Genomic DNA, 22,563 nt, shown 5'->3' on the forward strand with positions numbered 1-22,563 from the left:
CTTTAACGACATGGGACTCGAAGAAAAGCTGCCGAGCGGTTTCCTGCTCACCACCGTCGAGCAGGCCGCGGGCTGGGTGCGCAAGGCGTCCGTCTTCCCGGCGACCTTCGGCCTCGCCTGCTGCGCCATCGAGATGATGACCACCGGCGCCGGCCGCTACGACCTCGCCCGCTTCGGCATGGAGGTCTTCCGCGGCTCGCCGCGCCAGGCCGACCTGATGATCGTCGCCGGCCGGGTCAGCCAGAAGATGGCGCCCGTCCTGCGGCAGGTCTACGACCAGATGCCCAGCCCCAAGTGGGTGATCTCCATGGGTGTCTGCGCCTCCTCGGGCGGCATGTTCAACAACTACGCGATCGTCCAGGGCGTCGACCACATCGTCCCGGTCGACATCTATCTCCCCGGCTGCCCGCCCCGGCCCGAGATGCTCATGGACGCCATCCTCAAGCTCCACCAGAAGATCCAGTCCTCCAAGCTCGGCGTGAACGCCGAGGAAGCGGCCCGCGAGGCGGAGGAGGCGGCGCTCAAGGCCCTGCCCACGATCGAGATGAAGGGGCTGCTGCGGTGACCGACGCGAACGGCACCAACGGCGCGAGCGGGGCGAAGGGCTCCGCGAACGGGGCCGACCGCCCCGCGAACGGGGTCAACCCCGAGAAGGACCTCGCCGCCTCCAACCTCCCCGGCCAGCGCGGCCAGGGCGGCGAGGAGATCCGCGTCCAGCGCGGCATGTTCGGCGCCGCGGGCGGCGGCGACACCTCCGGCTACGGCGGCCTCGTCCGCTCGGTCCGGCTCCCCGGACCGGCGACCCGCCCCTACGGCGGTTGGTTCGACGAGGTCGCCGACGAACTGGAGGGCGCCCTGGAGGAACAGGGCCTCGTCCCCGAGAACGTCATCGAGAAGACGGTCGTCGACCGCGACGAACTGACCTTCCACATCGAACGCGCGCACCTGCTCGCCGTCGCCCGCACCCTGCGCGACGACCCGGCCCTGCGCTTCGAGCTGTGCACCGGCGTCAGCGGCGTCCACTACCCGCACGACAGGGGCCGCGAGCTGCACGCCGTCTACCACCTGCGCTCGATCACCCACAACCGGCTGATCCGCCTCGAAGTCAGCGCCCCCGACAGCGACCCACGCGTCCCCTCCCTGGTCGCCGTCTACCCGACCAACGACTGGCACGAGCGCGAGACGTACGACTTCTTCGGCATCGTCTTCGACGGTCACCCGGCCCTGACGCGGATCATGATGCCGGACGACTGGCAGGGCCACCCGCAGCGCAAGGACTACCCCCTCGGCGGCATCCCCGTCGAGTACAAGGGCGCCCAGATCCCGGCTCCGGACCAGCGGAGGTCGTACTCGTGAGCAGGCAGTCAGCATCCGCCGCGTCGGCCGCGTCCGCACGCGAGACCACCGAGGGCACCGTCTACACGGTCACCGGTGGCGACTGGGACGAGGTCGTCCAGTCCGCGGCCCGCGCCGACGACGAACGCATCGTCGTCAACATGGGGCCCCAGCACCCGTCCACCCACGGGGTGCTCCGCCTGATCCTGGAGATCGAGGGCGAGACGGTCACCGAGGCCCGCTGCGGCATCGGCTACCTCCACACCGGCATCGAGAAGAACCTCGAGTACCGCACGTGGACGCAGGGCACCACCTTCGTCACGCGCATGGACTACCTGACGTCCTTCTTCAACGAGACCGCCTACTGTCTCGCCGTCGAGAAGCTCCTCGGCATCGAGGACCAGATCACCGACCGCGCCGAGATCATCCGGGTGCTCCTGATGGAGCTGAACCGGATCTCCTCCCACCTGGTGTGCATCGCCACCGGCGGCATGGAGCTGGGCGCCACCACGATCATGATCTACGGATTCCGTGATCGGGAAATGATCCTCGACATCTACGAGCTGGTCACGGGCCTGCGCATGAACCACGCGTACATCCGGCCCGGCGGACTCGCCCAGGACCTGCCGCCCGGCGCGGTGGACCAGATCCGCGAGTTCGTGAAGAAGATGAAGAAGAACCTCCCGGAGTACGACAAGCTCGCCACCGGGAACCCCATCTTCAAGGCCCGTATGCAGGACATCGGCTACCTCGACCTGGCCGGCTGCATGGCCCTCGGCGCCACCGGCCCCATCCTGCGTTCCACCGGCCTCCCGCACGACCTGCGCAAGACCCAGCCGTACTGCGGCTACGAGACGTACGACTTCGACGTCCCCACCGCCGACAGCTGCGACGCCTACGGCCGCTTCCTGGTCCGCCTGGAGGAGATGCGCCAGTCGCTCAGGATCGTCGAGCAGTGCCTCGACCGGCTCCAGCCCGGCCCGGTCATGGTCGCCGACAAGAAGATCGCCTGGCCCGCCCAGCTGGCCCTGGGACCCGACGGACTCGGCAACTCCCTCGACCACATCAAGAAGATCATGGGCACCTCCATGGAGGCCCTGATCCACCACTTCAAGCTGGTCACCGAGGGCTTCCGCGTCCCGCCGGGACAGGCGTACGCGGCCGTCGAGTCACCCAAGGGCGAACTCGGCGTGCACGCCGTCTCCGACGGCGGCACCCGCCCCTACCGGGTCCACTTCCGCGACCCGTCCTTCACCAACCTTCAGGCCATGGCGGCGATGTGCGAGGGCGGCCAGGTCGCCGACGTCATCGTCGCCGTCGCGTCCATCGACCCCGTGATGGGAGGCGTCGACCGGTGACCACCTCGTCTTCGGAGCGGGGCATCAGCCTGGGCATGCCCGAACTGCCCGCACCCGCCTACCCGGACGACGTCCGGGCCCGGCTGGAGGCGGACGCCCGGGAAGTGATCGCGCGCTACCCGGACTCCCGGTCCGCCCTCCTCCCGCTGCTCCACCTCGTGCAGGCCGAGGAAGGCCATGTCACGCGCACCGGCATGCGGTTCTGCGCGGACGTGCTCGGCCTGACCACGGCCGAGGTCACCGCGGTCGCCACCTTCTACACCATGTACCGGCGGCGGCCCTCCGGCGACTACCAGGTCGGCGTGTGCACCAACACGCTCTGCGCGGTGATGGGCGGCGACGCCATCTTCGAGACCCTCCAGGAGCACCTGGGCGTCGGCAACGGCGAGACCACCGACGACGGCAAGGTCACCCTGGAGCACATCGAGTGCAACGCGGCCTGCGACTACGCGCCGGTCGTGATGGTCAACTGGGAGTTCTTCGACAACCAGACCCCGGCGAGCGCCAGGCGCCTGGTCGACGACCTGCGCGCGGGACAGCCCGTCCAGCCCACGCGCGGGGCCCGGCTGTGCACCTTCAAGGAGACCGCGCGCATCCTGGCCGGCTTCCCCGACGAGCGGCCCGCGGCCGTCGAGGAGGGCGGCAGCGCGGGACCCGCGTCGCTGGTGGGCCTCCGCCTGGCCAAGGGAGAGACCGCACCCGCGCGCGTGGTCCATCCGCGCGGAGGTCCGCAGGGGGAAGGGCAGGACCGGGTGCACGAGCCGTCGCCGGCCGAACACCTCAGCTCCCACGACGCGCCGCAGGAGACCTCGGCCTCCGATCCCTCGCACCCCGCGGGGCCCACCGCGAAGGAGGGGGAGTGATGACCGTGGCAGCCGAACTCAAGGACTCCAGCCCCGAGAAGCTGCTCGCACCCGTGCTGTCGGCCTTCTGGGACGAGGACCGGTCCTGGTCCCTGGAGGTCTACCGGAGGCACGAAGGGTACGAGGGGCTCCGCAAGGCGCTCGCCATGTCACCGGACGACCTGATCGCGTACGTCAAGGACTCCGGGCTGCGCGGCCGGGGCGGCGCGGGATTCCCGACCGGAATGAAGTGGCAGTTCATTCCCCAGGGGGATGGAAAACCGCACTATCTGGTTGTCAACGCCGACGAATCGGAACCGGGCACCTGCAAGGACATCCCGCTCCTCTTCGCGAATCCGCACAGCCTCATCGAGGGCATCGTGATCGCGTGCTACGCCATCAGGTCGTCGCACGCCTTCATCTATCTGCGGGGTGAGGTCGTCCCCGTCCTGCGGCGGTTGCACGAGGCCGTGCGCGAGGCCTACGAGGCGGGCTATCTCGGCGAGAACATCCTGGGCAGCGGCCTCGACCTCCAGCTCACCGTGCACGCCGGCGCGGGCGCGTACATCTGCGGTGAGGAGACCGCACTGCTCGACTCGCTCGAAGGCCGCCGTGGTCAACCGCGGCTCCGTCCCCCCTTCCCCGCCGTGGAGGGCCTCTACGCCTGCCCCACTGTGGTGAACAACGTCGAGTCGATCGCGTCGGTTCCCGCGATCCTGAAGAACGGCAAGGACTGGTTCAGGTCGATGGGCAGCGAGAAGTCCCCGGGCTTCACGCTGTACTCGCTCAGCGGCCACGTCACGAGCCCCGGCCAGTACGAGGCGCCGCTCGGCATCACCCTGCGCCAGCTCCTCGACATGAGCGGCGGCATGCGGGCGGGCCACCGCCTGAAGTTCTGGACCCCGGGCGGCTCCTCGACGCCGATGTTCACCGCCGACCACCTCGACGTGCCCCTGGACTACGAGGGCGTCGGCGCCGCCGGCTCCATGCTCGGCACCAAGGCGCTCCAGTGCTTCGACGAGACCACCTGCGTGGTGCGGGCCGTCACCCGCTGGACCGAGTTCTACGCCCACGAGTCCTGCGGCAAGTGCACCCCCTGTCGCGAAGGCACCTACTGGCTGGTGCAGTTGCTCCGCGACATCGAGGCCGGCAAGGGCGTCATGTCCGACCTCGACAAGCTCGCCGACATCGCCGACAACATCAACGGCAAGTCCTTCTGCGCCCTGGGCGACGGCGCCGCGTCCCCGATCTTCTCCTCGCTGAAGTACTTCCGCGAGGAGTACGAGCAGCACATCACGGGCCGGGGCTGCCCCTTCGACCCGGCCAAGTCGACGGCCTGGGCGGACCGCCCGGAGGTGAACGCATGACCGTGACCACGAGCGCCCCCGCGGGAGGGGGAGAGGCGGCGGTCCCGCCGGAGAACCTCGTCACGCTGACGATCGACGGCGTCGAGATCAGCGTGCCCAAGGGCACCCTGGTGATCCGCGCCGCCGAACAGCTCGGCATCGAGATCCCCCGCTTCTGCGACCACCCCCTCCTCGACCCGGCCGGCGCCTGCCGCCAGTGCATCGTCGAGGTCGAGGGCCAGCGCAAGCCGATGGCGTCCTGCACGATCACGTGCACGGACGGCATGGTCGTGAAAACCCACCTCACCTCCCCGGTCGCCGAGAAGGCCCAGCACGGCGTGATGGAGCTGCTGCTCATCAACCACCCGCTGGACTGCCCGGTCTGCGACAAGGGCGGCGAGTGCCCGTTGCAGAACCAGGCTATGTCGCACGGCAATGCCGAGTCCCGCTTCGAGGGCCGCAAGCGCACGTACGAGAAGCCCGTCGCGATCTCCCCGCAGGTGCTGCTGGACCGCGAGCGGTGCGTGCTGTGCGCCCGCTGCACCCGGTTCTCCAACCAGGTCGCCGGCGATCCCATGATCGAGCTGATCGAGCGGGGCGCGCTCCAGCAGGTCGGCACCGGCGAGGGCGACCCGTTCGAGTCGTACTTCTCCGGCAACACCATCCAGATCTGCCCGGTCGGCGCGCTCACCTCGGCCGCCTACCGCTTCCGCTCCCGCCCCTTCGACCTCGTCTCCTCGCCGTCGGTGTGCGAACACTGCGCCGGCGGCTGCGCCACCCGCACCGACCACCGGCGCGGCAAGGTCATGCGGCGGCTCGCCGCCGACGACCCCGAGGTCAACGAGGAGTGGATCTGCGACAAGGGCCGCTTCGGGTTCCGGTACGCGCAGCTCAAGGACCGCCTCGACACCCCGCTCGTGCGCAACGCCGACGGCGTCCTGGAGCCCGCCTCCTGGCCCGAGGCGCTGGAGGCGGCCGCCCGCGGACTGACCGCCGCCCGCGCCCGGACCGGGGTCCTCGTCGGCGGCCGGCTCACCGTCGAGGACGCCTACGCGTACGGCAAGTTCGCGCGCGTGGCGCTGGACACCAACGACATCGACTTCCGCGCGCGCGTGCACAGCGCCGAGGAGGCCGAGTTCCTGGCGGCCCGGGTGGCCGGCCACGGCCGTGACGTCTGGGGGTCCCCCCGGACGGAGTCTGGGGGAGGTACGGGCGTGACGTACACCTCCCTGGAGAAGGCGCCCGCCGTCCTGCTGGTCGGCTTCGAGTCGGAGGAGGAGGCCCCCGGCGTCTTCCTGCGGCTTCGCAAGGCCTGGCGCAAGCACAAGCAGCGGGTGTTCGCCCTGGCCACGCACGCCACCCGGGGCCTGGAGAAGACCGGCGGCACACTGCTGCCGGCCGCTCCCGGCACCGAGACCGAGTGGCTGGACGCCCTCGCCGGCGGCGTCGGCCTGGAGGAGCCGGGCACGCACGCCGCCGAGGCCCTGCGTGCCGAAGGCGCCGTCATCATCGTCGGCGAGCGGCTGGCCGGAGTCGCGGGCGGCCTCACCGCCGCCGTGCGCGCCGCCACCGCGACCGGCGCCCAGCTGGTGTGGATCCCCCGCAGGGCCGGTGAGCGCGGCGCCGTCGAGGCGGGCGCGCTGCCCACGCTGCTGCCCGGAGGCCGCCCGGCGACCGACCCGCGCGCGCGTGCGGAGGTCGCCGCCGCCTGGGGCGTCGCCGGACTCCCGGCGGGCCACGGCCGCGACACCCGGGGAATCGTCGAGGCCGCCGCGGACGGTGCACTCTCCGCGCTGGTCGTCGCCGGGGTGGAGGTCGCCGACCTGCCCGACCCGGCACGCGCGCGGGAGGCCCTGGACAGGGTCGGCTTCCTGGTCTCGCTGGAGCTGCGGCCCGGCGAGGTCACCGACCGCGCCGACGTCGTCCTGCCGGTCGCCGCGGTCGCCGAGAAGGCGGGCACCTTCCTCAACTGGGAAGGGCGCGCGCGCTCCTTCGAGGCCGCGCTCAAGCCGGACCAGATGACCCGCCGGCTCCCGCCGACCGACACCCGCGTGCTCCAGATGCTCGCCGACGCCATGGACGTCCACCTGGGGCTGCCGGATCTGCGCACCACGCGCGCGGAGATCGACCGGCTCGGCCCCTGGGACGGCCCCCGCGCCTCCGGGCCCATGGAGTCCGCGGGCGCACTGCCCCGCCCGGCCGCGGGCGAGGCCGTACTCGCCGGACACCGGCTCCTGCTCGACCAGGGCGTCCTCCAGGAGGGCGACGAGGCGCTCGCCGGGACCCGGCACGCCGCACGCGCGCGCGTGTCCGCCGCCACGGCCGCCGAGGCGGGCGTCCCGGACGGCGGCACCCTGGCCGTCAGCGGTCCCGCCGGCACGGTCGAACTGCCGCTGGCGGTGACCGACATGCCCGACCGGGTCGTCTGGCTCCCGCTGAACTCCGCGGGCACCGGCGTCGCCTCCGACACCGGGGCGCGGCCCGGCTCCCTCGTCCGCATCGGCCCGGCGGCAGTCGCCGAGGAGGCCCCCAAGGAGCCCAAGGAGGTGGAGGCATGAGCGTGTACCTCGCCGCTGAAGACCTCTCGCTGTTCGGCCGCGACCCCTGGTGGCTGGTCGTCGTCAAGGCGGTGTTCTGCTTCGCCTTCCTGATGGTGACCGTGCTGTTCTCCATCGTCTGGGAGCGCAAGGTCGTCGCCTGGATGCAGTTGCGCATCGGCCCCAACCGGCACGGCCCCTGGGGCATGCTCCAGTCGCTCGCCGACGGCGTGAAGCTGATGCTCAAGGAAGACCTCGTCGTCAAGCGCGCGGACAAGGCGGTCTACGTCCTCGCGCCGATCGTCGCGGCCATCCCGGCCTTCATGGCGATCGCGGTGATCCCGTTCGGACCGGCCGGCAACGAGATCTCGATCTTCGGCCACCGCACCACCATGCAGCTCACCGACCTGCCGATCGCGATGCTCTACATCCTCGCGGTCGCCTCCGTCGGCATCTACGGCATCGTGCTGGCGGGCTGGAGCTCCGGATCCACCTATCCGCTCCTGGGCGGCCTGCGCTCCTGCGCGCAGATGATCTCCTACGAGATCGCCATGGGCGCCGCGTTCGCCTCCGTGTTCCTCTACTCGGGGTCGATGTCGACGTCCACGATCGTCGAGCAGCAGCACGACCGCTGGTACATCCTGCTGCTGCCGGTCTCCTTCATCCTGTACATCGTCACGATGGTCGGCGAGACCAACCGCGCCCCCTTCGACATGCCGGAGTCCGAGGGCGACCTGGTCGGCGGCTTCAACACCGAGTACTCGTCGATCAAGTTCGCGATGTTCATGCTCGCCGAGTACGTCAACATGGTGACCGTCTCGGCCGTGTCGACCACCCTGTTCCTCGGCGGCTGGCGCGCCCCCTGGCCGGTCAGCGGCTTCTGGGAAGGCGCCAACCACGGCTGGTGGCCGCTGCTCTGGTTCGTCATCAAGGTGCAGCTGCTGCTGTTCTTCTTCATCTGGCTGCGCGGCACGCTCCCCCGCGTCCGCTACGACCAGCTGATGAAGCTCGGCTGGAAGGTCCTCATCCCGGTCTCCGTGACCTGGCTGATGCTGGTCGCGACCGTCCGCGCCCTGCGCAACGAGAACTACGACTTCGCCGACATCGCCCTCTACGTCGGCGGCGGCGTTCTCGCCCTGCTGCTGATCTCCTTCGTCGCCGACCTGTTCCGCGAGAAGGGGAGGGCGGCCGAGCAGCCCGCCGCCCGGCAGCCGGACTTCGACCCGATGGCGGGCGGGTTCCCCGTGCCGCCGCTGCCCGGGCAGGAGCTGCCGGCGGCGCCGAGGCGCCGCCCCCGCCGCGAGCGGGAGCTGATTGTCAGTGGCGGGCCGGACACTGTCAGTGACGGAACTTCGGATGGAAAGGAGTCGTCCGATGGCTGAGGAGCCTCAGGAGTCCGGGCAGATCAAGCCCGGCTTCCAGAACCCCGTGGCCGGCTTCGGCGTGACCTTCAAGGCCATGTTCAAGAAGCGGCTGACCGAGCAGTACCCGGAGCAGAAGAAGACCACGGCTCCGCGGTTCCACGGACGGCACCAGCTCAACCGCCATCCGGACGGCCTGGAGAAGTGCGTCGGCTGCGAGCTGTGCGCCTGGGCCTGCCCCGCCGACGCCATCTACGTGGAGGGCGCCGACAACACCGACGAGGAGCGCTACTCGCCGGGCGAGCGGTACGGCCGCGTCTACCAGATCAACTACGCCCGCTGCATCCTGTGCGGGCTGTGCATCGAGGCGTGCCCCACGCGCGCGCTGACGATGACGAACGAGTTCGAGCTGGCGGACTCCAGCCGCGCCAACCTCATCTACACCAAGGAGCAGCTGCTCGCCGGCCTCGAAGAGGGCATGGTCGACACACCGCACGCGATCTTCCCGGGCACCGACGAGCAGGACTACTACCGCGGGCTGGTGACCCAGGCCGCGCCCGGCACCGTCCGGCAGACCGCCGTCTCCAAGGGCGAGGCCCCGCAGGAGGCGGCCGCCACCACCGGCGAGGACGAGCCGGCCTCGGAGGAGGTGATCGGCCGATGAACGCGCCGGCCCTCGCCGCCTACACCACCTCCACCGGTGAGGCCTTCCAGTTCTGGGTCCTCGGCACGATCGCGGTGATCGGCGCCCTGTGCACCGTCTTCATGAGGAAGGCCGTGCACAGCGCGCTCTGCCTCGCCGGCACCATGATCGTCCTGGCGGTGTTCTACCTCGCCAACGGCGCCTACTTCCTCGGGATCGTGCAGATCGTCGTCTACACCGGCGCGATCATGATGCTGTTCCTGTTCGTGGTGATGCTCGTCGGCGTCACGGCCGCGGACTCCCTGAAGGAGACCATCAGGGGCCAGCGCTGGCTGGCCCTGCTGTGCGGCGTCGGCTTCGGCGTCCTGCTGTTCGCCGGCATCGCGAACGCCTCCCTGAAGGACTTCGACGGCATCGGCCAGGCCAACGCCAACGGCAACGTCGAGGGTCTGGCGGCCCTCATCTTCACCAAGTACGTCTTCGCCTTCGAGATCACCGGCGCGCTGCTGATCACGGCCGCCGTCGGCGCCATGGTGCTCACCCACCGCGAGCGCACCGAGCGCGCCAAGACCCAGCGCGAACTGGCCGAACAGCGCGTCCGCGAGGGCCGCCACGTCCCGCCGCTGCCCGCCCCCGGTGTCTACGCCCGGCACAACGCCGTGGACATCGCGGGCCTGCTGCCCGACGGCACCCCCGCCGAGCTGACGGTCAGCAAGACGCTGCGCGACCGGGGCCAGATCCGCGACGTGTCCACCGAGGCGCTCAACGACCTGCGGGCGCTGGAGCAGCGCGCCGAGGAGCGCCTGGAGCGCCGGGCGGTCGAGCCGGAGACGTTCAAGCGGCCCGAGGAGGCGTCGAAGTGAACCCGGTCAACTACCTCTACCTCGCCGCCCTGCTGTTCACGATCGGCGCGACCGGCGTCCTCATCCGGCGCAACGCCATCGTGGTCTTCATGTGCGTCGAGCTGATGCTGAACGCCTGCAACCTCGCGTTCGTCACCTTCTCCCGGATGCACGGCAACCTCGACGGCCAGATCATCGCCTTCTTCACGATGGTCGTCGCCGCCGCGGAGGTCGTGGTGGGCCTCGCGATCATCGTGTCGCTGTTCCGTACCCGCCACTCGGCCTCGGTCGACGACGCCAGCCTGATGAAGCTGTAAGGGGTCGGAAGAATCGTGGAGAACCTGATCGCGCCGCTCATCGCGGCGCCCCTGCTCGGAGCGGCCGTCCTCCTGGTCGGCGGCCGGCGCCTGGACCGCGTCGGCCACTGGGTCGGCACGCTGCTGTCGACCGCCTCCTTCGTGTTCGGCCTGATCCTCTTCGCCGACCTGCTCGGCCGGAACGCCGAACACCGCACCCTGGTCAAGCACCTGTTCACCTGGATCCCGGTGGCCGGCTTCCAGGCGGACGTCACCTTCCGCCTCGACCAGCTGTCCATGACGTTCGTCCTGCTGATCACGGGCGTCGGCTCACTGATCCACCTGTACTCGGTCGGGTACATGGAGCACGACGAGCGCCGCCGCCGCTTCTTCGGCTACCTGAACCTGTTCCTCGCGGCGATGCTGCTGCTCGTCCTCGCCGACAACTACCTGCTGCTGTACGTCGGCTGGGAAGGCGTCGGTCTCGCCTCGTACCTGCTGATCGGCTTCTGGCAGCACAAGCCCAGCGCCGCCACGGCCGCGAAGAAGGCCTTCCTGGTCAACCGCGTCGGCGACATGGGCCTGTCGATCGCGATCATGCTGATGTTCACCACGTTCGGCAGCTTCGCCTTCGGCCCGGTCCTCACCCACACCGGTGACGCCTCCGAGGGCAGGCTCACCGCGATCGGCCTGATGCTGCTCCTCGCCGCCTGCGGCAAGTCCGCCCAGGTGCCGCTCCAGTCCTGGCTCGGGGACGCCATGGAGGGCCCGACCCCGGTCTCGGCCCTGATCCACGCCGCGACGATGGTGACCGCGGGCGTCTACCTGATCGTCCGCTCCGCCGCCGTCTTCAACGCCGCCCCCGACGCCCAGCTGGCCGTCACCGTGGTGGGCGCGGTCACGCTGCTCTTCGGTGCGATCGTCGGTTGCGCCAAGGACGACATCAAGAAGGCGCTGGCCGGCTCCACCATGTCGCAGATCGGCTACATGGTCCTGGCCGCCGGTCTCGGCCCCATCGGCTACGTCTTCGCGATCATGCACCTGGTGACGCACGGCTTCTTCAAGGCCGGGCTGTTCCTCGGCGCGGGTTCCGTGATGCACGGCATGAACGACGAGGTCGACATGCGCCGCTACGGCGGCCTGCGCAAGTACATGCCGGTCACGTTCGTCACCTTCGGCCTCGGCTACCTCGCCATCATCGGCTTCCCGGGCCTGTCCGGCTTCTTCTCCAAGGACAAGATCATCGAGGCGGCGTTCGCCAAGGGCGGCACCGAGGGCTGGATCCTCGGCGGCGCGGCCCTGCTGGGCGCGGCCATCACCGCGTTCTACATGACGCGCGTGATGCTGATGACGTTCTTCGGCGAGGAGCGCTGGCGGAACCGGCCCACCCGCTCCCCGCAGGGGCCGAGCGCCGAGCCCGCCGCCGAGACGGACGGCGAGCACACCGAGCCGCACCCGCACGAGTCCCCGAAGGTCATGACCATCCCCATGATCGTGCTGGCCGTCGGCTCCGTCTTCGGCGGAGGCTTCTTCAGCATCGGCGACCGGTTCCTGCACTGGCTGGAGCCCGTCACGGGCCACAGCGAGGGCGACTCCCCGCTCAGCGCGGCGACCGTCACCGGGGCGACCATGGTCTGCCTCGTCGTCGGGGTCGCCATCGCCTGGGCCCAGTACGGCCGCAAGTCCGTCCCGGCGGTCGCCCCGCGCGGCTCGCTGCTCACCCGCGCGGCCCGCCGCGACCTGCTCCAGGACGACTTCAACCACGTGGTCCTGGTGCGCGGCGGCGAGCATCTGACGCGCTCCCTGGTGTACGTCGACCACACCCTGGTCGACGGCGTCGTCAACGGCACCGCGGCCGGGTTCGGCGGCCTCTCCGGACGACTGCGCCGGCTCCAGAACGGCTTCGCCCGCTCCTACGCGGTCTCGATGTTCGGCGGTGCGGCGCTCCTGGTCGCCGCGACCCTGCTGATGAGGGCGGTCTGATACCGATGTCCTTTCCCCTGCTGACAGCGACGGCGGTGCTCCCGGCCCTCGGGGCCGTCGCCACGGCCGCCGTACCGGCCGCCCGGCGCACCGCCGCCAAGTGGCTGGCGCTGGTCGTCTCGCTCGCCACGCTCGCCCTGGCGGTCACCGTCCTGGTCCGCTTCGACCCGGACGGCGCCCGCTACCAACTCACCGAGAACCACGCCTGGATCGCGGACTTCGGGGTCAGGTACGAGCTGGGCGTCGACGGCATCGGGGTGGCGCTGCTCGCGCTGACCGCCCTGCTGATGCCGTTCATCATCCTCGCCGGCTGGCACGACGCCGACCCGCTGGAGACCGGCAGCCGCCGCTGGCGGCCCACGCAGGGCTTCTTCGCGCTGATCCTGGCGGTCGAGGCGATGGTGATCATCTCCTTCGAGGCCACCGACGTCTTCCTCTTCTACATCTTCTTCGAAGCCATGCTCATCCCGATGTACTTCCTCATCGGCGGCTTCGGGGACCGTGCCCACGAGCACGGCGAGGAGACCGCGGCCACCCAGCGGTCGTACGCCGCGGTGAAGTTCCTCCTCTACAACCTCGCCGGCGGCCTGATCATGCTGGCCGCGGTGATCGGCCTCTACGTGGTCGCCGGGAACTTCAGCCTCCAGCAGATCGCCGAGGCCCGCGCGAACGGCTCCCTGCACATGGCGACCGGCACCGAACGCTGGCTGTTCCTCGGGTTCTTCTTCGCCTTCGCGGTGAAGGCGCCGCTGTGGCCGCTGCACACCTGGCTGCCCAACGCCATGCAGGAGTCCACCGCACCGGTCGCCGTCCTCATCACCGCGGTCGTCGACAAGGTGGGCACGTTCGCGATGCTCCGCTTCTGCCTCCAGCTGTTCCCGGAGGCCAGCAAGTGGGCGACGCCCGTGATCCTCGTCCTGGCGCTCATCAGCATCGTCTACGGCGCGTTGCTCGCCGTCGGCCAGCGGGACATCAAGCGCCTGGTGGCCTACGCGTCGATCTCGCACTTCGGCTTCATCATCATGGGCGTGTTCGCGATGACCAGCCAGGGCCAGTCCGGCGCCACGCTGTACATGGTCAACCACGGCATCTCCACCGCCGCGCTGATGCTGGTCGCCGGCTTCCTCATCTCCCGGCGCGGCTCGCGGCTCATCGCCGACTACGGCGGTGTGCAGAAGGTCGCCCCGGTGCTCGCCGGCACCTTCCTGATCGGCGGCCTCGCCACCCTCTCCCTGCCGGGCCTCGCACCGTTCGTGAGCGAGTTCCTGGTGCTGGTCGGCACCTTCACGCGCTATCCGGTGATCGGCGTCATCGCCACCTTCGGCATCGTCCTCGCCGCGCTCTACACCCTGGTGCTGTACCAGCGGACGATGACGGGCCCGGTGAAGCCCGAGGTGTCGGCGATGCCCGACCTCCGGGTGCGGGAGCTGGTGGTGGTCGCCCCGCTGATCGTGCTGCTGATCTTCCTGGGCGTCTACCCGAAGCCCGTCACGGACATCGTCAACCCGGCGGTCAGGCAGACCATGTCGGACGTACACAAGACGGACCCCAAGCCCGAGGTGGAGGCGGCCAAGTGAGCGCAACAGCCGTCCACAGCCTGTGGACAACCGCGGCCGAACCGATCTCGAAGATCGACGCGCCGAAGATCGAATACGGACAATTGTCGCCGACACTGATCGTGATCGGCGCCGCGCTGGTCGGGGTGCTCATCGAGGCGTTCGTGCCGCGCAGGTCCCGTTACTACGCGCAGGTGTTCGTGTCCCTCGTGGCCCTGTGCGCCGCGTTCGCCGCGGTCGTCGCCCTCGCGGCCGGCGGGTTCGGCACCACGAAGGCGCACATCGCGGCCATGGGCGCGATCGCGGTCGACGGCCCGGCCCTCTTCCTCCAGGGCACGATCCTGCTGGCCGGCCTCGTCGGCCTGTTCACCTTCGCCGAGCGCCGCCTGGACCCGGCCGCGCACGGCAACCGGGTCGACTCCTTCGCCGCGCAGGCCGCCGCCGTACCCGGCGGCGACACCGAGAAGGCGGCGGTCAAGGCCGGTTTCACCACCACCGAGGTCTTCCCGCTCCTGCTCTTCGCGATCGGCGGCATGCTGATCTTCCCGTCGGCCAACGACCTGCTGACGCTGTTCGTGGCCCTGGAGGTCCTCTCCCTCCCGCTCTACCTGCTGTGCGCGCTGGCCCGCCGCAAGCGGCTCATGTCGCAGGAGGCCGCGGTCAAGTACTTCCTGCTGGGCGCGTTCGCCTCCGCGTTCACCCTGTTCGGCATCGCGCTGCTGTACGGCTACGCGGGCTCGGTGTCGTACGCGCGCATCGCCCAGGTCGTCGACGGCACCGTCACCGACGTCGACCCGGCCCTCGCCAACACCATGGGCAACGACGCGCTGCTCCTCGTCGGCGGCGCCCTGCTCGTCATGGGACTGCTGTTCAAGGTAGGCGCGGTGCCGTTCCACATGTGGACACCCGACGTCTACCAGGGCGCGCCCACCCCCGTGACCGGCTTCATGGCGGCGGCGACCAAGGTGGCGGCGTTCGGCGCGCTGCTGCGCCTGCTCTACGTCGTCCTGCCCGGGCTGCGCTGGGACTGGCGGCCGGTCATGTGGGCGGTGGCGATCATCACCATGCTGGGCGGTGCGATCGTCGCCATCACGCAGACCGACATCAAGCGGCTGCTGGCGTACTCGTCCATCGCGCACGCCGGGTTCATCCTCGCCGGTGTCATCGCCACCTCGAAGGACGGCGTGTCCTCCGTCCTCTTCTACCTGCTGGGCTACTCCTTCGTGACGATCGGCGCGTTCGCGGTGGTCACGCTGGTGCGGGACGCGGGCGGCGAGGCGACCCACCTGTCGAAGTGGGCCGGGCTCGGCCGTCGCTCGCCCCTGGTGGCCGCGGTCTTCGCGATCTTCCTGCTGGCCTTCGCCGGCATCCCGCTGACCTCCGGGTTCGCCGGGAAGTTCGCCGTGTTCAAGGCGGCGGCCGACGGCGGCGCCGTCCCGCTGGTCGTGGTCGGTGTGATCTCCTCGGCGATCGCCGCGTTCTTCTACATCCGCGTGATCGTGCTGATGTTCTTCAGCGAGCCGAAGCCGGAAGGCCCGACCGTCGCCGTGCCGTCCCCGCTGACCATGCTGGCGATCGGCATGGGCGTGGCGGTGACGCTCGTCCTCGGTGTGGCACCGCAGTACTTCCTCGACCTGGCGGGCCAGGCGGGAGTCTTCGTGCGCTGACGCCGCTCCCACGACGCCGCTGCCCGGCACCCTGCCGACGAGGGTGCCGGGCAGCGGCGTACGCCCGGAGCCCGCTGACTAGGGTGCCGGGCAGCGGCGTACGCCCGGGACCGCGGCCGGGACGGGCCCCCGCTCGTCACTCCGCGTCACCGGATCGCGGCACCGGACGGAGCCCCGCCGACCGGGTGAACCTGTGGACAACTCCGGGGCTGTCGGTCCGGCCCCCTATCGTGGAGGCAGCGGTCGAGAGACGACACACGGGGGACCGGCGGGGGACAGGACGATGGGCGTGACGGGTGTGACGAGCGGGATCAGCGAGATGCCACAGATGACCGAGGGGCCGGGCGCGGCCGACAGCGAGGCGCTGGCCACGCTGCACCGGGTCTTCGGATACGACGCCTTCCGGGGCGAGCAGCAGTCGATCATCGAGCATGTGGTGGCGGGCGGTGACGCCGTCGTCCTCATGCCGACCGGCGGCGGCAAGTCGCTGTGCTACCAGATCCCCGCCCTGGTCAGACCGGGTACGGGCGTGGTGATCTCCCCGCTGATCGCCCTCATGCAGGACCAGGTGGACGCCCTGCGCGCCCTCGGCGTCCGCGCCGGCTTCGTCAACTCCACGCAGGACTTCGACGAGCGGCGCGTCGTCGAGGCCGAGTTCCTGGCCGGCGAGCTGGACCTGCTCTACCTGGCGCCGGAGCGGCTGCGCCTGGACAACACGCTCGACCTGCTCTCCCGCGGCAAGGTCTCCGTCTTCGCGATCGACGAGGCGCACTGCGTGTCCCAGTGGGGCCACGACTTCCGCCCCGACTACCTCTCGCTGTCCCTGCTCGGCGAGCGCTGGCCGGACGTGCCGCGGATCGCCCTCACCGCCACCGCCACGCACGCCACCCACCAGGAGATCACCCAGCGGCTGAACCTGCCGACGGCCCGCCACTTCGTCGCCAGCTTCGACCGCCCCAACATCCAGTACCGGGTCGTGCCCAAGGCCGACCCCCGCAAGCAACTGCTCGCCTTCCTCCGCGAGGAGCACGCGGGCGACGCCGGCATCGTGTACTGCCTCTCGCGCAACTCGGTGGAGCGTACGGCGGAGTTCCTCACCGCCAACGGCATCGCGGCGGTGCCGTACCACGCGGGCCTCGACGCGGCCACGCGCGCGACGCACCAGTCCCGGTTCCTGCGCGAGGACGGGCTGGTCGTGGTGGCGACCATCGCCTTCGGCATGGGCATCGACAAGCCGGACGTGCGCTTCGTCGCCCACCTCGACCTGCCCAAGTCGATCGAGGGCTACTACCAGGAGACCGGCCGCGCGGGCCGCGACGGCCTGCCGTCCACGGCCTGGATGGCGTACGGACTGAACGACGTCATCCAGCAGCGCAAGCTGATCCAGTCCGGCGAGGGCGACGAGGCGTTCCGCCGCCGGGCCGCCTCCCATCTCGACGCCATGCTCGCGCTGTGCGAGACCGCCCGATGCCGCCGCGGCCAGCTCCTCGCCTACTTCGGGCAGGACGCCGACACCGAGGCGTGCGGCAACTGCGACACCTGCCTGACCCCGCCGGAGACCTGGGACGGCACGGTCGCGGCGCAGAAGGTGCTGTCCACGGTGGTACGGCTGCAACGCGAACGCGGGCAGAAGTTCGGCGCGATGCAGATCGTCGACATCCTGCTCGGCAAGCGCACCGGCAAGGTGATCCAGTTCGACCACGACCAGCTGTCCGTCTTCGGCATCGGCCAGGACCTCACCGACGGCGAGTGGCGGGGCGTCGTCCGGCAGCTGCTGGCCCAGGGACTCCTCGCGGTCGAAGGGGAGTACGGCACGCTGGTGCTCACCGAGGCGAGCGGCTCGGTCCTGCGCAGGGAGCGCGAGGTGCCGCTGCGCAAGGAACCGAGGAAACCGGCCGCCTCCCGGTCGCGGTCCGGCGGCGCCTCGTCCGGCGGCGGCAAGGCCAAGGCCGCCGCGGCCGAGCTGCCCGGCGAGCTGCTCCCCGCCTTCGAGGCGCTGCGGGCGTGGCGTGCCGAGCAGGCCCGGGAGCAGGGCGTCCCGGCGTACGTCATCTTCCACGACGCCACCTTGCGGGAGATCGTGACCCGCGGGCCCGCCTCGGTGCAGGAACTGGGCACGGTGAGCGGCGTCGGCGAGAAGAAGCTGGCGACGTACGGGGAAGGCGTGATCCGGGTGCTGGCCTCCCTGGACGGGGCGGCACCGGCCGCCGCCGACGAGGGGCCGGACGCGGACTGGCCCGAGCCGGCGGACGAGCCGGAACCGGACGACTGGATCTGACCCCACCGTGCGCGGCCCGGCCGGCCCGGGCGCGGTGCGGGGCTCACGACCCCCGCGCCGCGCAGGCCCGGCCGCCGGCGGCCGCGCCGGCCGTGGCGGGCGCTCAGGACAGGGCCGTCAGGCCCGGGGCGAAGGTGATCAGCAGGGGCAGCAGCGGGACCAGCGCGGCCACCGTCGTGGTCAGGGCCCGGTGCCGGCGCAGCAGCCGGGGCGGCGGTGCCAGCAGGCGGTCGACGCGCTCGCCCAGCAGGTGGCGGCTGGAGTCGCAGGACAGGACGCCCCGGTGCTGGTTCAGCTCGATCAGGGCGAGGGCCGTGGTGAGGTGCCCGCAGCGCCGGGACGCCGTGTCGTCGGCGGCCAGCTCGACCAGGCGGTGCGTCTGGTCGCAGAAGTGGGCGAAGAGCGGTACGCGCGGGAAGCCCGTGGCGAGCGCGGTGGACAGGTGCAGCAGCCAGTCGTGGTGGGCGCGGGCGTGTCCGCGCTCATGGGTGAGGACGGCGTCCAGCTGGAGGTCGGTGAGCCGGTGCAGCGCCCCCGTGGTGACGACCAGTTGGGGCGGGTGTCCGGGCATCCACCAGGCGTCCGGGTACTCGTCCTCCAGTACCAGCATCGGCCCGCGTGCCGCCGGCAGTCCGGCCGGCAGCTCGGGGGCGCGTTCGCGCAGCTGCGCCCGGGCCTGGCCACGGCTGCGGCGGGCCTCGACGAGCTCCCGGGCCAGCATCGCCGTCGTCCAGGCCGCCCCGCAGGCCAGCAGCACGGTGAGTGCCGCCGCCCACACCGGCGCGGTGGACAGGTCGTAGGCGGCGGTGACGGCGGGCGGCGCGGGGGCGAACACGTGGTCGCGGACGGTGTGGAACACGGCTGCCGCGCCCAGCACGAGAGCGGTCAGGCAGCACAGCAGGACGGTGGCGACCAGGCACTGCCACACCCACAGCGCGATCACGGGTTCCCGCTCGGTCCAGACGGCCCGGGTCAGCGCGCGCGGTGCCGGAACGGCGGCGGTCAGGGCGACGACGCTCAGCAGGAGCAGGCAAACGGTCATGCCGGGGCTCCGGTTCCTGGTCGGAGACGTGTGCGGGTGTCGGTGGTGCCGAACACGCCGCGCACGACCGCGTTCTCGCGGGGTGCGTGGTGCGTGTCCCCGCCAGTATGACGGGGACGGGCGCCGTGGGTTAAGGAGTCGGCGACGATCCGCGGTCGCCGGCCGGCCGCCGGGCGGGTGGCGGGTCCGCGCCCCTGGGCGGCCGGCCGGGGATGGCCGTGGATCAGCCCGCGACCACCCGGCCGCTGACCTCGCCCAGGCCCACCCGGTGCCCGTCCGCGCCGGGCGCCCAGGCCGTCATGGTCACCACGTCCCCGTCCTCCAGGAACGTCCGCTTGCCGTCCGGGAGGTCGAGGGGGTCACGGCCGTTCCAGGTCAGTTCCAGGAGCGAGCCGCGCTGCCGTTCGGCCGGGCCGCTCACCGTGCCGGAGCCGTACAGGTCGCCGGTGCGCAGCGAGGCGCCGTTCACCGTCATATGGGCGAGTTGCTGGGCGGCGGTCCAGTACATGGTGGAGAACGGCGGCTCGGAGACCACATGGCCGTTGACGGCGACGGAGATACGCAGGTCGTAGCCGCCGGGTTCGCCGCCCGGAGCCGAGTCGTCCAGGTAGGGCAGCAGCGGGTGCGTGCGCTTCGGAGGTGCCACGCGCGCGTGTTCCAGTGCTTCGAGCGGGGTGATCCACGCCGACACCGAGGTCGCGAAGGACTTGCCGAGGAACGGGCCGAGGGGGACGTACTCCCAGGCTTGGATGTCCCGCGCGGACCAGTCGTTCAGCAGGCACAGTCCGAAGACGTGCTCCCGGAAGTCGCCGAGCGCGACCGGGCTGCCCAGTGCGGACGGCACGCCCACGACGAAGCCGACCTCGGCCTCGATGTCCAGCCGGACGGAAGGGCCGAAGACGGGTGCGGGGTCGGCCGGCCCCTTGCGCTGCCCGGACGGCCGTACGACGTCCGTGCCGGAGACGACGACGGTGCCGGAGCGGCCGTGGTAGCCGATGGGCAGGTGCTTCCAGTTGGGGGTGAGGGAGTCCGCGGCGTCCGGGCGGAAGATCCGGCCGACGTTGCGGGCGTGGTTCTCCGAGGCGTAGAAGTCGACGTAGTCCGCGACTTCGAAGGGCAGGTGCGGGGTCACCTCGGACAGCGGGTGGAACAGCGGCTCGACGGTCTCGCGGTGCGCCGGGTCCGTGATCCAGGAGGTGACGGCGTGCCGTACCTCCGACCAGGTGGCCCGGCCGGCGGCCAGCAGCGGGTTGAGGGTGGTCCGGGCGAGCAGCGCCTGGTGGGGCGAGCCGAGCGCGGCGGCCGTGGCGCCCGCGTCGAGGACGTGGTTCCCGAGCCGGACGCCGATCCTCCGCTCCGTGCTGCCGGAGGGCGAGAACACGCCATAGGGGAGGTTGTGCGGGCCGAAGGGATCGCCCTCGGGGACGTCGAAGGGGGGCATGGGGTGCTGCCTCACTCTCATCCGGGCCATGCGTGGCGAAGCGTTCCATGTGGTCGCGCCACACGTTACGGCCGACATGCGTGTCATGGGCAGTGCCTCACGGCGGGCTGGACATGTTGTCCGGACGACGGCGGCGGAGCCCCGCACCGCCGGTGAACAAGCCACCGGGGCCGCGGCGGGCGGGACTTGGGGGCTCACGGCACGCAAGTGCGTGGAAACAGGGGTGAGTCGACGGGGCGTGGGGTCCGTATTCTCTGACCATGGCACCCTCCCTGGCATATGCACTGATCGCCACCGACCTGGACGGGTCGCTGCTGCGTGGTGACGACACCGTCTCCGACCGGTCGCTCGCCGCGCTCGCGCGGGTGGCGCGGGCCGGTGCCCGGCACCTGGTGGTGACGGGCCGACCGGTCCCACGGGTGCGGCCCCTGCTCACGGACCTCGGCTGCACGGGGCTCGCGGTGTGCGGGCAGGGAGCGCAGCTCTACGACGCCGCGACCGGCCGTCTGCTGTGGTCGGAGCGGCTGGACCGGGAACTGGCGGAGACCGCGCTCGGCAAGATCGAGGCGGAGGTGGGGCAGGTGTACGCCGCGGTCGACCAGGACGGGGTGGACGGCCTCACGCTCATCGAGCCCGGCTATCTGATGCCCCATCCGACGCTGCCCGCGGTGCGGGTGGACCGGCGTGCCGACCTGTGGGGCGCGCCCATCAGCAAGGTGCTGCTGCGGCACGCCGAACTGTCCGACGACGAGTTGGCGGCGGTGGCGCGCTCGGCGGTGGGCTCGCTGGCGACGGTCACGATGTCGGGTCCGGGCACCGTGGAACTCCAGCCGAGCGGGGTGACGAAGGCGACCGGGCTGGCGCTCGCCGCCGAGCGGCTCGGGATCGGCGCCGAACGGGCCGTCGCCTTCGGCGACATGCCCAACGACATCCCGATGTTCGAGTGGGCCGGGTGGGGTGTCGCCATGGCCGACGCGCATCCGGAGCTCAAGGCGGTGGCCGACGAGATCACCTTGTCGAACGAGGACGACGGCATCGCCGTCGTCCTCGAGAGACTGTTCCCGGGTGCCGGTCAGTAGGCGCCGAACACGTTGTCGATCGAGCCGTACCGCGCGGCCGCGTAGTTGCAGGCGGCGGTGATGTTCGCGACCGGGTCGTAGATGTCGAAGGACGTTCCGGCGACGTGGTAGGCCTTGAAGGTCGGGTCGATGACCTGGAGCAGGCCCTTGGACGGGATGCCCTTCGCGGCGTTGGAGTCCCAGAGGTTGATGGCCGCCGGGTTGCCCGAGGACTCGCGCATGACGTTGCGGTGAATTCCGTCGTAGGTGCCCGGGATGCCCTTCTGCGCCATGATCGCGAGCGACTCGCGGATCCAGCCGTCGAGGTTGTCCGGGTATCCGGCGGGGGTGGTGGCGGCGGTCGCGGCCGTGGGGGTGGCGGCGGAGGCGGTGGACGCGCCGATGAGCGGCAGGGTGAGGACCGCGGCGCCGGTGCAGGCGGCGGCGAGGGTGCGGACCAGGCGGCTGTTCCGGGTACGGCGGGGCTGAACGGCGGCAGGCATGGGAAGTTCCTCTCCGGCGCCTGCGAGGTGAGCTGTCGGGTTCGGGCGGGGAGGTGCCCGGCCGTGCCCTGGAGGAGGCACGGCTTCACCCCGAGCCGTTCCGAAGCGGCGTGTGCCGTTCGGTCGGGCGGCTTACCTGGGTCCCCCGCTCCTGCCGTACGAATGAGTTCGTCAATGGGTTAACGGGCGGCGGCAGGATTCGGCGTCCGCCCGACGGCCCGGAACGTATGCGAGAGCACATGTCGGGAACAAGTGCCGGATTCACATGACGCGCCATTTGACCTTGATCGACGTCATTTATGATGCTTGATCCTTTGCAATCGCCAATGCTCAACTCGCCGACGGCGCAGGGGTGGTGGGGCGCCCGGCGGGGGTGAGGGGCAAGGCGGGTGAGTGACCCAACTCACGAAATGGCAAAAGGCTGCAAATCGGGCATGAGTTATTAGGTGCATTAATCCCTGAAGTCCGATTAGTG

General features: G+C 71.0%; 18 protein-coding genes and 1 riboswitch. Of the genes, 15 read left to right on the forward strand and 3 right to left on the reverse strand.

The features are described 5' to 3' along the window. Nucleotides 1-10: 10 nt before the first annotated feature. The 14 genes from IF37_RS0117075 to recQ all read left to right on the forward strand — a co-directional run bounded on the left by IF37_RS0117075 (nucleotide 11) and on the right by recQ (nucleotide 18,044). A complete protein-coding gene (locus tag IF37_RS0117075) occupies nucleotides 11-565 on the forward strand; it encodes an NADH-quinone oxidoreductase subunit B family protein (RefSeq protein WP_030742960.1) in 555 nt (184 codons plus the stop codon). Next, nucleotides 562-1,356: an NADH-quinone oxidoreductase subunit C gene (locus IF37_RS0117080; RefSeq protein WP_030742963.1), complete on the forward strand. Its 795-nt coding sequence runs from the start codon at nucleotides 562-564 to the stop codon at nucleotides 1,354-1,356. Before IF37_RS0117075 ends, IF37_RS0117080 begins: the two co-directional genes overlap by 4 nt. Next, entirely contained in the window at nucleotides 1,353-2,693 is a 1,341-nt protein-coding gene (locus IF37_RS0117085; RefSeq protein ID WP_030742966.1) for an NADH-quinone oxidoreductase subunit D, read from the forward strand. The genes IF37_RS0117080 and IF37_RS0117085 overlap by 4 nt, the downstream gene beginning before the upstream one ends. After that, a complete protein-coding gene (gene nuoE, locus IF37_RS0117090) occupies nucleotides 2,690-3,556 on the forward strand; it encodes an NADH-quinone oxidoreductase subunit NuoE (protein WP_030742969.1) in 867 nt (288 codons plus the stop codon). The genes IF37_RS0117085 and nuoE overlap by 4 nt, the downstream gene beginning before the upstream one ends. Continuing rightward, entirely contained in the window at nucleotides 3,553-4,902 is a 1,350-nt protein-coding gene (nuoF, locus tag IF37_RS0117095; RefSeq protein WP_173456872.1) for an NADH-quinone oxidoreductase subunit NuoF, read from the forward strand. The genes nuoE and nuoF overlap by 4 nt, the downstream gene beginning before the upstream one ends. Continuing rightward, the gene (locus IF37_RS0117100; protein WP_030742974.1) at nucleotides 4,899-7,439 is read left to right on the forward strand and encodes an NADH-quinone oxidoreductase subunit G; all 2,541 of its coding nucleotides are present in this window, start codon (nucleotides 4,899-4,901) and stop codon (nucleotides 7,437-7,439) included. The genes nuoF and IF37_RS0117100 overlap by 4 nt, the downstream gene beginning before the upstream one ends. After that, nucleotides 7,436-8,800, forward strand: coding sequence for an NADH-quinone oxidoreductase subunit NuoH (gene nuoH / locus IF37_RS0117105; RefSeq protein WP_030742976.1), 1,365 nt, complete (start codon nucleotides 7,436-7,438; stop codon nucleotides 8,798-8,800). Before IF37_RS0117100 ends, nuoH begins: the two co-directional genes overlap by 4 nt. Further along, nucleotides 8,793-9,443: an NADH-quinone oxidoreductase subunit NuoI gene (gene nuoI / locus IF37_RS0117110; protein WP_030742978.1), complete on the forward strand. Its 651-nt coding sequence runs from the start codon at nucleotides 8,793-8,795 to the stop codon at nucleotides 9,441-9,443. The genes nuoH and nuoI overlap by 8 nt, the downstream gene beginning before the upstream one ends. After that, complete coding sequence (locus IF37_RS0117115) at nucleotides 9,440-10,285, forward strand: NADH-quinone oxidoreductase subunit J (protein WP_030742980.1); 846 nt, start codon at nucleotides 9,440-9,442, stop codon at nucleotides 10,283-10,285. The genes nuoI and IF37_RS0117115 overlap by 4 nt, the downstream gene beginning before the upstream one ends. Then, nucleotides 10,282-10,581, forward strand: coding sequence for an NADH-quinone oxidoreductase subunit NuoK (gene nuoK, locus IF37_RS0117120; protein WP_030742982.1), 300 nt, complete (start codon nucleotides 10,282-10,284; stop codon nucleotides 10,579-10,581). Before IF37_RS0117115 ends, nuoK begins: the two co-directional genes overlap by 4 nt. A 15-nt stretch (nucleotides 10,582-10,596) precedes the next feature. Further along, nucleotides 10,597-12,543 carry an NADH-quinone oxidoreductase subunit L gene (gene nuoL, locus IF37_RS0117125; protein ID WP_030742984.1) on the forward strand — a complete coding sequence of 649 codons (1,947 nt, stop codon included), beginning with the start codon at nucleotides 10,597-10,599 and terminating at the stop codon, nucleotides 12,541-12,543. Between the two features lie 5 nt (nucleotides 12,544-12,548). Beyond that, nucleotides 12,549-14,120 (forward strand): NADH-quinone oxidoreductase subunit M, encoded by a 1,572-nt coding sequence (locus tag IF37_RS0117130; protein ID WP_030742986.1) that lies wholly within the window; start codon nucleotides 12,549-12,551, stop codon nucleotides 14,118-14,120. Further along, nucleotides 14,117-15,766 carry an NADH-quinone oxidoreductase subunit NuoN gene (gene nuoN, locus IF37_RS0117135; RefSeq protein ID WP_030742988.1) on the forward strand — a complete coding sequence of 550 codons (1,650 nt, stop codon included), beginning with the start codon at nucleotides 14,117-14,119 and terminating at the stop codon, nucleotides 15,764-15,766. The genes IF37_RS0117130 and nuoN overlap by 4 nt, the downstream gene beginning before the upstream one ends. Nucleotides 15,767-16,085: 319 nt before the next feature. After that, on the forward strand, nucleotides 16,086-18,044 hold the full coding sequence (recQ, locus tag IF37_RS0117140; protein WP_253915787.1) for a DNA helicase RecQ: 1,959 nt from the start codon (nucleotides 16,086-16,088) through the stop codon (nucleotides 18,042-18,044). A 103-nt stretch (nucleotides 18,045-18,147) separates the two neighbouring features. Here the strand turns inward: recQ and IF37_RS0117145 are convergent, their stop codons facing one another. Then, nucleotides 18,148-19,086, reverse strand: a complete 939-nt coding sequence (locus IF37_RS0117145; protein ID WP_030742992.1) for a M56 family metallopeptidase — start codon at nucleotides 19,084-19,086, stop codon at nucleotides 18,148-18,150. Between the two features lie 223 nt (nucleotides 19,087-19,309). Further along, entirely contained in the window at nucleotides 19,310-20,527 is a 1,218-nt protein-coding gene (gene fahA, locus IF37_RS0117150) for a fumarylacetoacetase (RefSeq protein WP_030742994.1), read from the reverse strand. Between the two features lie 260 nt (nucleotides 20,528-20,787). Between fahA and IF37_RS0117155 the strand changes: the two genes are divergently transcribed. Then, complete coding sequence (locus tag IF37_RS0117155; RefSeq protein WP_030742997.1) at nucleotides 20,788-21,606, forward strand: Cof-type HAD-IIB family hydrolase; 819 nt, start codon at nucleotides 20,788-20,790, stop codon at nucleotides 21,604-21,606. Here the strand turns inward: IF37_RS0117155 and IF37_RS0117160 are convergent. Next, nucleotides 21,600-22,088: a transglycosylase SLT domain-containing protein gene (locus tag IF37_RS0117160; protein WP_030743000.1), complete on the reverse strand. Its 489-nt coding sequence runs from the start codon at nucleotides 22,086-22,088 to the stop codon at nucleotides 21,600-21,602. The genes IF37_RS0117155 and IF37_RS0117160 overlap by 7 nt on opposite strands. A gap of 4 nt (nucleotides 22,089-22,092) precedes the next feature. Continuing rightward, nucleotides 22,093-22,272, reverse strand: a riboswitch (cyclic di-AMP (ydaO/yuaA leader). Between the last annotated feature and the right edge of the window lie 291 nt (nucleotides 22,273-22,563).

The organism is Streptomyces sp. NRRL S-31, from assembly GCF_000718775.1.
Classification (GTDB): domain Bacteria; phylum Actinomycetota; class Actinomycetes; order Streptomycetales; family Streptomycetaceae; genus Streptomyces.